This window comes from Sphaerisporangium sp. NPDC051017, assembly GCF_040683095.1.
Classification (GTDB): Bacteria; Actinomycetota; Actinomycetes; order Streptosporangiales; family Streptosporangiaceae; genus Sphaerisporangium.
In genome coordinates this window covers 1-10344 of record NZ_JBFBCI010000110.1, presented here as the reverse complement: position 1 = coordinate 10344, position 10344 = coordinate 1, and the positions used below count along the sequence as shown (strand labels likewise).

The following is a 10344-nucleotide window of genomic DNA, read 5'->3' as shown; positions in this document are numbered from 1 at the left end:
ACTTACAGTGACTGGGTCACGGTATGCAGGCGCGGTCTGCTCCGCCGCTGATCAGCGGGTGTTTCGGAGTCGGCGATCGGTAAAGATCGCCATGGTCGGGCCGTGGTGGCGATGCCGTCAACATCCAAGATCCACCCGGTGGCCGTCCCGCCGGGACGGACCGTCACCCGGTTCTCCTTCCAGTCGGCGCGTCGACCACAGACGGCGGTGGGTTTCCTGGGGCGAGCCGGAGCGGGAGCGGTTCGGGATGACGGTCACGCCCCAAGGTCGATACGTCTGGCTCGACTCTCCGGACAACCCAATAAGTAGGCGGAGCGCGCCGGTTGCGCTGCGCAATGGATCGGCGTCTGGGGAAGTCCCTCGGCCGAGACGCCGCTCAGGCTGGGCCGGCCACCATTTCTCGGCGACGAGCCGATCCTGTGGCGGCTGGCCCCGCTGCTCGTCGCAAGCAGCGGGGCCGAACCGGGCGTGATCACGGGCTTGGAGTCACGTGTCGTGAGCCGGAAAGGCCTGGTCGGGCGCGACGTCACGTGGTGGGGGTTGGGACTGTCGGTGCAGGCTCAGCTGGAGTAGCACTTCCAGCTGAAACGGTCGTTGACATCGGTGTACTTGGAGAAAGCGGCTGCGTTGTAGGGGTACTGCCAGGCGCAGGCTTCGTTCACGCTGAGGCCGATGCGGTCGCCTGAGCCGGTGACGCACTTCCAGTCGTTGACGGTGTTGCCATCGGAGATGACGCCGCCGGCGTTGCCGATGCTCTTGCAGTAGGAATCGAGGTTGATGCCGCCGAGTTGCTTGTAGGTCGGCGCGGTGGACAGGGTGACTGTGACGTTGGTGGTGCCGGAGGGGAGGGTGACCTCGCCCTTGGCGTTGTCGACGGTGCCGGTGGTGGCGGAGGCGATGTTGCCGATGAAGGCGGGGAGGCTGAACTGGACGCCGCCGCTCGGGGCGCTGCCGGACAGATTCAGGGTGACGGTGTTGCCGGTGCTGGTGACGGTGGCACCCATCCGGCCGCCGGCGATGGGGTAGTTGGTGATGCTGACCTGGCGTCCGCTGCTCAGCCATTCGTTCGGGATGCCCCGCCCGACCAGGGCCTGGCCGTTGCTCTTCTCGGCGATCAGGGAGTCGAGCAGGACCTTGGAGGCGTTGGTCTGGCCCCACATGTGGGGGCTGGAGCCGCTGCCGGAGGTGGCGTGGGTGCCGGGGCTCCAGTTGGTGGTTCCCACCGTCGGGATGCCTTCCCACCAGGAGAACGGGGCGCTCTGAGTGTTGTTAATCATGAATTCGTAGGCGTAGATGCCTTCGCTGCGGTATCGGGTCCCGGCCAGGGCGGCTTCGCCGTAGGCGGCGTTGTAGCTCGTGCTGTAGCCGGGGTAGCCGCCGAAGGTGTGGGCGGGCAGGCCCGACAGGTGCGCGAAGCCGTAGTCGTAGGTGGAGTCCAGCAGGCTGGCCATGGGGCCGCTCTGCGCGGCACCGAACAGGTAGCCGTCCCAGTTCCAGCGGCCGAACATGAGCATGGAGCCCCAGTTGGCGTTGTTGGTCTGGCCGCACGCGTTGCGGGTGTTGGGTTCGGTCACCGAGCACGGGATGTAGCTGAGGTTGTTGGCTGAGATGACCTTCTGGAGCTGGTTGTTGACCGCCGTGAACAGGGTGTTGTACTGGGTGGTGGCCCAGTTGACCTCGGTGGTGTTGCCCAGCCGCTGAGCGATGTACTTGTAGGCGAGCAGGCCCACCAGTGCTGACTGGCTGTCCAGCGTCCAGTAACCGTCATGGTCGATGGCGGGCGAGAGCTTCATGGTGCCGCCGGGGCCGGTGGCCGAAGTCACGATGCTGCGGGCGAAGTCGCGGATCTTGGTGAAGTTGGCCGAGACGTATGCGGTGTCGCCGGTCTTCTGCAGGTACACCGCCCACGGCCAGCTGTACTTGTAGGCCGCGTCGGGGTACTGGTCGTGGAAGAGGGTCTGCAGGTAGTCCTTGGCGTTCACCAGTTCGCCCTGCTGGATGAGGCTCACGACCATGCCGATCAGGTCGTGGTCGAAGGGCCTGTCGTACTCGTTCTCCCCGACGTTGAGCCGGGGGCCGTCTTTGACGATGTTGGTGTAGATGAAGCCGGCCTTGAAGGCGTTGACCAGACGCGTGTCGGGCAGGTCGAGCTGGGCGATGCCCGCGAGCCTGCCGTTCCAGTAGGACTTCATGTGCGAGTAGTGGGCGTCGTAGCCGCCGGCGGCGATCAGACTGGTGTCGGCGGGCCAGGGGTAGGTGTTGCCGAACCGGTCGGTTGCGATCACGTAGTCGTGGTTCACCGTCTGCCCGGGGGCGACGGTATTGGGGGCGGAATTGAGCGCGAGGAACTGTGGGGAAGGGGCGGGGTCCAGCGTGCGGGCGACGCTGTCGTGGTTGCGGACGCTGACACGGGAGTAGATGGCCACGTAGTCGTTGCCGCCGACGGTCACCTTGTCACCGAAGTTGGTGATCGTCACCGTCGAGTTGTCCCGCTCGAACTGGGTGACGAGAGCCGGGAGGTAGCCCTCGGCGTTCGACCACTGCATGCCGGCGGGGTTGTTGTAGATCCCGAAGCCGACCTTGAGGCCGCGCTTGCCGTCGGCCTGGATATCGAAGCTCCCGTCCCGGTGCGCCATCGAGGCCCACCAGTCACCTTCCCAGCCGATCACGGCACTGTCGACCTGGGTAGGACTCGCCTGAGCCGGGGGCGTGTCGATGACTTGGCCGCCGAGTGCGACGCCCGACGTGGCGAGCACCACGGCGGCCAGCCATGCGGCCCGGCGACGCCGCCTTTGAATCGATTTCATGATTTCCTCCGCGTGGATCTAGGGGGGTGAGCGCGGATGCCGAGATCGAGCATTTGCACGCTCAAATCTGGTGGGCCAGAGAAAAGATGTCAACCCGTTGCCCGAGTTAACTGCGTGGGCTCGCCGGTCGGGCGCTGGAGGATCGGATGATCAGCTGAGGATCCAGCAGCCGGCTCGTGGGGCTCGCCGTATCGGTGCCTAGCAGGGCGGCGATGACGCGCTGGCCGGCCAGCTCGATGGGCTGGCGGATGCTGCTCAGGTCTAGCGCCTCGGCGGTCGGTGTGTCGTCGAAGCCGACGATGGCGAGGTCACGGCCGACCTCGAGCCCCCAGCGCTGAGCCGCCTGCATGGCCCCGACAGCGAGCGTGTCGGTCGCCGCCACGATCGCGGTGGGGGGATCTGGTTGTTCCAGTAGGTGGAAGGTGCTCTGAACGGCGGAGGCGATCGATTCCTCGCTGCGTACGTCCAGCGCGTGGCAGGCCGACCCGAGCTCGTGGCGGTCGATGGCGGTGCGCCAGCCGCGCGCACGACGGTCGCCGATGGTGTCGCCGGCCAGCCATCCGACGAAGCCGATGCGTCGATGACCACGATTCACCAGGTGGTCAACGGCAGCGCCTACCCCCGCGACGTTGTCCACATCGATCCATGGGTAGGCGTCGGCGGCGCTCTCCGTTCGGCCGAAGGCGACGAACGGAACGCCCAGCTTGAGCAGGGCCGTGGGGCGTGGATCGTCGGCCGTCAAGCCGTGGAGGACAACGGTGTCCACGGCCCCGCCGCGGTAGAGACGGCTGGCGGTGTCGACCTCCGCGGCATCGTCCTCGGCGCTGAACAGCACCAAGTGGTGGTCGGTGGTCCGGCCCGCCTCGGCGAGGGCGTGCAGAAATCTGTCGTTGATCGAGGCAAGGGCTCCGTGAGCCAACGGCTTGATCAGGTAGCCGATCATCCTGGAGGCACTGCGCGCCAGCGCCTGCGCTTGCCGGTTCGGCTGGTAGCCGAGAAGTTCGATGAACTTCGCAACATGCTCACGGGTGGCGGGACGTACACGCTCAGGTGCATGCAGGACGTTCGACACGGTCTGCCTGGACACTCCGGCCACTCGGGCCACGTCCTGAAGCGTCGGCGAGTTCGCACGATCTCGCTCGCGCCGCTCCAGAGCGTCCACATTCCCTCCACGAGTCCCCTGCGCTGATCCCTGGCTGCATTGTCCGGGAAGTGGCCCCTAGTGTGGCCGCCGCGGGGTCTGCTATTCTCGCCGCCACCTGATTTGAACGCTCAAAGCGTACCAAGTTCGAACAGTCCCTCGGTAAAAACGGAGGCGACGTGATTCACCACCAGCCCGCCCTGCACGAATCGTCAGCGGCCAGTCGCCCGAGGCTGAGAATTGGCGAATCAGGGTGCGCCGAAACGCGGGGGCGCCGAGGAGTGCATCCCCGGGTCGGCGCGCAGCGGCGCACCTGACCGGTTGGCGGGCTCACCCCGAGCCCGCCAACTGCGCGTCAATGGTCCTCGCTCCGCTCAGGCTGTGTTTCCACGTTCCCCTGCCGCGTTACCCGCCGGGTGAGTCGCAGTTCACCGAGATTCCGCCAGCGGGGCTTCGGAAGCGTTATGGGTGGCGTGCCTCCAGCGAGCCCAGACGGTTTTGCCTGGGCCGTCTGTAAGTGCGGTGATGCCGTGGTCGTGGGCGAGGGCGGCCACGATGGTGAGACCACGGCCGTGGACGGACTCGATCCCGAGGTCGAGGTGGCGGGGCTGTCCGGTCCCATGGTCTGTGACTCGCACGCAGAGATCTCCGGGCGAGGCCCACAGGGAGAGCCTGATCGGAGGGTCGCCGTAGTTGATCGCGTTGACGAGCAACTCATCGGCCACCAGGACCACGTCATCCGCCAGGTCGCCAAGCGCCCAGGTGGTCAGGGTGTCTCGCACCATGGCGCGCGTCGCGCCGACCATCGAGAGGTCGTGGGGAAGGTCCCAGCAGACGGTGCGAAGACCGTTCGGCGTCTCTGGCATGCGGGCTTCTCGTGATGATGGTTGTTGGAGGCGTTCGGGCAGGTGAGATGCCTCATCGGGGGACCTTCCGACCGCGTGCGAGAGCGCCTGGGATGGCGTGTACCTCGTCGCCACGGGCCGGGTTCGCGCCACCTGCTCGGCTTCCCGCATCAGGTCGCGGAGCTCGTCGACGATGCGGCCCTGCACGATCAAGGGTTCAGGCGTACGCCAGGTGGCGATGGCGTAATAGCGTCGTGTGCCGACGCCGTACCAGACGGTCCACCCGGGCTCGATCTGGTCCAGTTGGTGTGCGGCGGCTCGTTCGGCGAGGTCCCACCGCCGCTGGGCGGCTTGCTCGATGGTCCTCCCTCGCCGGTGCCGCCCACCCGGCCGTGTCTCACGGTCGCGCCCGTTCACGCCGCCGCTTCCCCTCCGTACGGCTCTTGCCCCCTGGATGAGGTCCCGGTGCCCGGGGGTTGGCCACGCCGGTGCGGCACCGCTCTCGCCGTGACAGGTTCGGCCGTCCGCCTGTGCCGACCGACCGGCACCGAGCGGGGCATGGACGAGATGCGGTAGGGCTCATGCTTCGGCAACGGCCGCAACGGCGTCGCCGCCGGCGACCCGCCGTCCCGCCCCAGACGCCGACGAGCGCTGAGACGCGCGCTGACCTGCGCGGGCGTGGGCTGCTCCCACTCGTGGTGTGGCCGGTGCGGCAGGCTTCCGGCGTCATGGGTGTACGGCGGATGGCCACACCACCGGCACCCGAGCGGCATCGGCGGCCACTCGGCCCGCCAACGCACCCGGATTATCCGTACAGACCTACTGGCCTTGAACACCGGTGGCACCTCCGATGTGCGGTTCGAGGGGCCGAGGCGCCCCGTTGGTGTCCGCAGGTCGAGGGCGAGCCGTTACTCACGAAAGGTCAGCCCTTCTGAGTTCCTATGGCTACACTCTGCACCTGGACGGATGCTGTGTGTCAACCATGCACCTGGAAGATGTACAGGGCAAGCATTTTCCAGGTGGAAACCAGGCTGGGACTCCAGCAAAGGCTCAAGGAGGCTCGATGGCTGTTCTAAGCCCCACGGTGCGCCAGCGGAGGCTCGTGCAGGAACTACGGCGCCTCCGGTTGGAGGCGGGGCTTTCCCAGATAGAAGTTGCTCGGCAACTCGATTGGTCGGAGAGCAAGCAGATCAAGATCGAACGCGGGACCATCCCGGTTCGGGTTCCCGATGTCCGGGCGATGCTCGACCTGTACGGTCTGAGCGCTCCGGACCGTCATCACGAGCGGGATACGTTGCTCCAACTCGCTCGGGACGCCAGACAGCGGGGCTGGTGGCACTCCTATGGCGACGTGATCCCCGGATGGTTCGAGATCTACGTCGGTCTCGAAGCCGAAGCGAGCACCTTGCGTACTTACCAACCTGAGCTCGTCCATGGGCTGTTGCAGACCCCCGACTATTACCGCGCGTTCATGCACGCCTCACCCATGGCGAGCGGCGATGAGGAGATCGAGCGCAAGATCGAGGTGCGGAAGGCGCGCCAGGCTCGGCTCGAGGCCGCCGACGCGCCCAACTACTGGACAATCATGAACGAGGCCGCGCTGCGACGCCCTGCCGGATCCTGCGCCGTCATGAGAGCGCAGCTCGAGCACATCCTGGAACACACGACGCATCCGAAGGTGACGGTCCAGGTGTTGCCGTTCTCGGTAGGCATGCACCCGGCGATGGACGGACCATTCGTGATCGTCGGCTTTCCCGAATCGGCCGATCTGGACGTTGTGTACCTGGAGAGTCAAACTGGTGCGTTGTACCTCGAAGAGCGGCAGCAGGTTGATCGGTATGACCAGGTATTCGATCACCTGCGTGCCAAGGCGCTTGATCCGGTGGACTCGCGTGCCCTCATCGCACAGGCAGCCAGAGACTTCACATGACCAACTCCTCAGGGGGGCTCAGAGTGGACGACAAGTTCCGACTCCGCGGTCAATGGCGTAAGAGCAGTTACAGCAACAACGGCGGAGACTGCGTCGAAATCGCTGTGGCGGACGACCTGAACCTCATGGCACATGAGGGGGTTGGCGAGACGATGTACCTCATGCGCGATTCCAAGGTTCCCGACGGGCCCGTGCTGACGCTCACTCCCACTGGATGGGACGTCTTCCGCGCCGCCATCAGGAACGGCGCGTTCGAACAGCCTCATTAATGCTGTGGCCTCTGCTTCGAGTGTCGGCGAACGGTTTCTGATCACGGGTTCAGGTACGGGTCGTTTCGAAAGCTCCTGAAGGCGTGAGGTCGAGGCCCCTGGCGAGAGACCCCAGGGGCCTTGACGCACCTTCTATGAGACGCTGCCGGTCGTGTTGCCACTGCTCAGGGGCTCGGCGAGGGCTCGCCGGACAGCGAGCCTGAAGCGGCGGCAGCCCTGATAAACACAGCCCGAGCGGAGCGAGGACCATTTCCTCGGTGGCGGGTTGTTCATGTGGCGGCGAGCTGGGACAACACGGGGCGGGGAAGCCAGGCCAAGAACATCCTGTTCCACCTCAACCGGGCTGGCATCCCCGCCATCGACCAAGCCGTCCTCGCCGACTTTGCTGTCCGTACCGTGTTCGCTCCCGACCGCGCTGTCGTGTCCGCGACTGCCACAGCTCCGACAACCCGTAAGGTCGGGCAGATGACGGCCCTCAGCCACGAGGCTCCCATGGACGCCCATACGCTACGTAACGCCCTCGCTGACCGGCTCACCCAGCACGGCGCCGTCACCGACGCCGCCATTGAAGATGCCTTTCGCGCCGTACCCCGCGAGAAGTTCCTACCTGGCGTTCCCGTCGATCAGGCATACGCCGACGACCCTGTCTATACCAAGGCGGACGGAGGCGGCACCCGCATCTCGGCAGCCTCCAAACCGACCGTGGTCGCCCTCATGCTCCACCAATTGGGGGCCGAACCCGGCGACAAGGTGATGGAGATCGGTGCCGGAACCGGCTACAACGCCGCCCTCCTCGGCCATCTCGTCGGCCCCTCCGGGCGCGTCGTCACCATCGACGTCGATGACGACCTCACCACTGGAGCCCGAGCCCACCTGGCCGACGCAGGTGTCACCAACGTGGAGGTGATCCTTGGCGACGGGGCGCTCGGCCGCCAGTCCGAAGCCCCCTACGACAGGGTGATCGCCACCTGCTCCGCCTACGACATCCCCGCCCCCTGGCTGACCCAGCTCACCAACGGCGGCCGGTTGGTCGTCCCCACCCGGTTGCGCGGCACCGCTTCGCGCACCATCGCCTTCGAGCGCGAAACGGATGGCTGGAGGTCGGTCGACAGCCACCTGTCGGTATTCATGCCGCTGCGCGGCCTAGGCGACGACGCACGCCGTACCGTCGCGCTCACCCCTCAGCAGGATGTCACCCTCCAGGTTCATAAGGACCAGACCGTCGACGCCGACCAGATGGAGAATGTGCTCGACGCCCCCGCGCTCCAGGAGTGGACCGGTGTGCGGCTTCCACCTGGCGCGTCGTTCGAGTGGATGGACCTGTGGCTCGGCCTCACCCTCGACAACGCGCTGATGCGCATGTCGGTCGCCGTCGAGGCCAAGCAGCGGCACGCTCTCACGCCGATGTTCGGGTGGGGAGCGATGGCCACCACCCGTGGCGCGAACCTGGCCTACCTGACCATGCGGCGCACCCCGGAAGGGAACTTCGAGGTCGGCGTCGCCGGGCACGGACCAGAAAGTCAAGCGCTGGTTCAGGACGTCGCCGAGCAGATCCACGTCTGGGACGCCCTCTACCGGGACAAGACCGCCACCTTCGCTCTGCCCGACCGCGACCCCGGCGCCACCGACCTGGCCGCCGGCCGTTTCGTCCTGCCTCGTCCTGGACGCCCCATCGTGGTGACCTGGCGGTGACGTTGTGGACCCTACCGGGCCGATAGCACAACGCTTCCCGCTACTGCCGCGAAGCCGGCCCATCTGCTCGCCCCTGACGGCGCGCGTGGAACAGATCAGCGCTCTGGCCCACGCCGCCGTCCAGGCAGGCGACCCCACCAAAGCCGCGGCCGTCCACAACCGCTCCGCACTCCTCGCCTCCGACTGCGGCCTCCCGGACCTCGCGCGCACGTGGTGTCACCGTCACGCTCGCCTGCACCTGGAGGCGCTCCCGCTGACCGGCACGGCTGCCCGCTGCGCCCTCGAACCACTGGTCAACCTCGGCCGCCTGCACATCCGCGCGGGACTAGGAGAGACCGCCTACCAGATGCTGACCAACCTCTACGAGGCGGTCACCACCCGCGCCGACACCAGTATCGATGGCATCGACCTGCCCACCTCCACCCTCACCGCCACAGACGACGACCACCAGGAAGTGTGCCGTTGGCTGTGGTCGGTCATCCTCGCCGACGCACCGCGCGCCCTCATCACCGCAGGCCGCTGGCACGAGGCCTATACCCACCTGCAACGCCACCACGGCATCGGCTACCGGCTCCTGGACGGCCTCCAAGTCGCCGTCATCACCACCCTCACCTCAGGTGACCCGGCTGGTGCCCTCGCGCTCCTGGACGCCAGCACACCACACGAGCCCTGGGAACACGCCATCGCAGCCTGCCTGACCGTTCTGTCCGGCCGCACCACCGGCCCGGCGGTCGCCACGATGCTGCGCCACCACCAGCACCTCACACCAACCCCGGAACTCGCGGTCTTCTACACCCGGCTCGGCCTGTCCGTCCTCGACGCCGCACACCACCCCGACGCCCAGACCCATGCGACCACACTGATCCGCCAGACGCTCGCCACCCGCGACGGATACGCCATCCGTGACCTACTCGCCCATCCCCACTGCGCCGCACTCCTCACCTCAAGCGACACCAGGCACGCGCAAGACATTCTTCACCAGTGCTCGCTCGGCGCCGGGCAGCTGCCAAACCACCTCCATGACGCCCTCACCACCGCCATGGACACCACCGCCACGCTCCTCAGCACTCACCGCAGCCCAGAGCGCACACCTTCCCCTAAGCCGCCGAAACGGGGATCGGCTGGCAGCCTCGACGCACCCAGTTGATCATGTTGGGTGGCTACGCTTGAGCGGCCCGCCTTGAGGCCGATCGCGCATCGCCGCGCTCGACGTGCTGCGCGGGCTCGCCCTGTGCGGAATCCTGCGCCGCTACAGCCAGGGCCCCCTGGAGTGGCTGTGGCGCTGGGCCACCTGGACCCACTGCCCACCCCTACGCCACCCCACCTGACTGATCGCATCAAAAGTCGCATGTCGGCACGTGTTTCATACGGCTTCATCAGGAACCCACATCTCGCCCCCCTGCCGGGGGGCTTGTTGGTGGCCGCTCCCGTGCGCGGGAGCGGCACCACGGCTTCAGAGGGTGTCTTCGACCTTGATCTGGCCGCGCTGGATGACGAATTTCTGGTTGGTGTTGGTGGCGCCGCACTGGTAGAGGAAGACGTTGTCGTTGTTGTTGCGGGTGGTGCCGGCGTCGATGCACATCTCGCGGGCGGTGCCGAGGGTGTCCTTGATCACGATGGATCCGTCGCGGATCACCCAGATCTGATTCGGGTTGGCCAG

At 66.8% G+C, this 10344-nt stretch carries 9 protein-coding genes; 5 read left to right on the top strand and 4 right to left on the bottom strand.

What is annotated here, in order from left to right; genetic code table 11:
* Window positions 1-560: 560 nt before the first annotated feature.
* The 3 genes from AB0M95_RS39945 to AB0M95_RS39935 form a co-directional block, all read right to left on the bottom strand.
* On the bottom strand, window positions 561-2807 hold the full coding sequence (locus tag AB0M95_RS39945; RefSeq protein ID WP_363776652.1) for a hypothetical protein: 2247 nt from the start codon (window positions 2805-2807) through the stop codon (window positions 561-563).
* 106 nt (window positions 2808-2913) lie between these two features.
* Window positions 2914-3969: a LacI family DNA-binding transcriptional regulator gene (locus AB0M95_RS39940; protein ID WP_363776649.1), complete on the bottom strand. Its 1056-nt coding sequence runs from the start codon at window positions 3967-3969 to the stop codon at window positions 2914-2916.
* A gap of 407 nt (window positions 3970-4376) precedes the next feature.
* On the bottom strand, window positions 4377-5210 hold the full coding sequence (locus AB0M95_RS39935) for an ATP-binding protein (protein ID WP_363776646.1): 834 nt from the start codon (window positions 5208-5210) through the stop codon (window positions 4377-4379).
* A 646-nt stretch (window positions 5211-5856) separates the two neighbouring features.
* On the opposite strand from AB0M95_RS39935, the gene AB0M95_RS39930 reads away from it, so the two are divergent.
* The 5 genes from AB0M95_RS39930 (at window position 5857) to AB0M95_RS39910 (ending at window position 10012) form a co-directional block, all read left to right on the top strand.
* Window positions 5857-6723: a helix-turn-helix transcriptional regulator gene (locus AB0M95_RS39930; RefSeq protein WP_363776643.1), complete on the top strand. Its 867-nt coding sequence runs from the start codon at window positions 5857-5859 to the stop codon at window positions 6721-6723.
* Window positions 6724-6746: 23 nt separating this feature from the next.
* Window positions 6747-6992 carry a DUF397 domain-containing protein gene (locus tag AB0M95_RS39925; protein ID WP_363776640.1) on the top strand — a complete coding sequence of 82 codons (246 nt, stop codon included), beginning with the start codon at window positions 6747-6749 and terminating at the stop codon, window positions 6990-6992.
* 465 nt (window positions 6993-7457) lie between these two features.
* Window positions 7458-8684 carry a methyltransferase, FxLD system gene (gene fxlM, locus AB0M95_RS39920; protein ID WP_363776637.1) on the top strand — a complete coding sequence of 409 codons (1227 nt, stop codon included), beginning with the start codon at window positions 7458-7460 and terminating at the stop codon, window positions 8682-8684.
* Window positions 8685-8769: 85 nt separating this feature from the next.
* Complete coding sequence (locus AB0M95_RS39915) at window positions 8770-9831, top strand: hypothetical protein (RefSeq protein ID WP_363776634.1); 1062 nt, start codon at window positions 8770-8772, stop codon at window positions 9829-9831.
* A 64-nt stretch (window positions 9832-9895) separates the two neighbouring features.
* Window positions 9896-10012, top strand: coding sequence for a DUF418 domain-containing protein (locus tag AB0M95_RS39910; protein WP_363776631.1), 117 nt, complete (start codon window positions 9896-9898; stop codon window positions 10010-10012).
* A gap of 125 nt (window positions 10013-10137) precedes the next feature.
* Here AB0M95_RS39910 and AB0M95_RS39905 read toward each other — a convergent pair.
* Window positions 10138-10344: hypothetical protein (locus tag AB0M95_RS39905; protein ID WP_363776628.1), on the bottom strand; the 207-nt coding region annotated here is incomplete at its 5' end.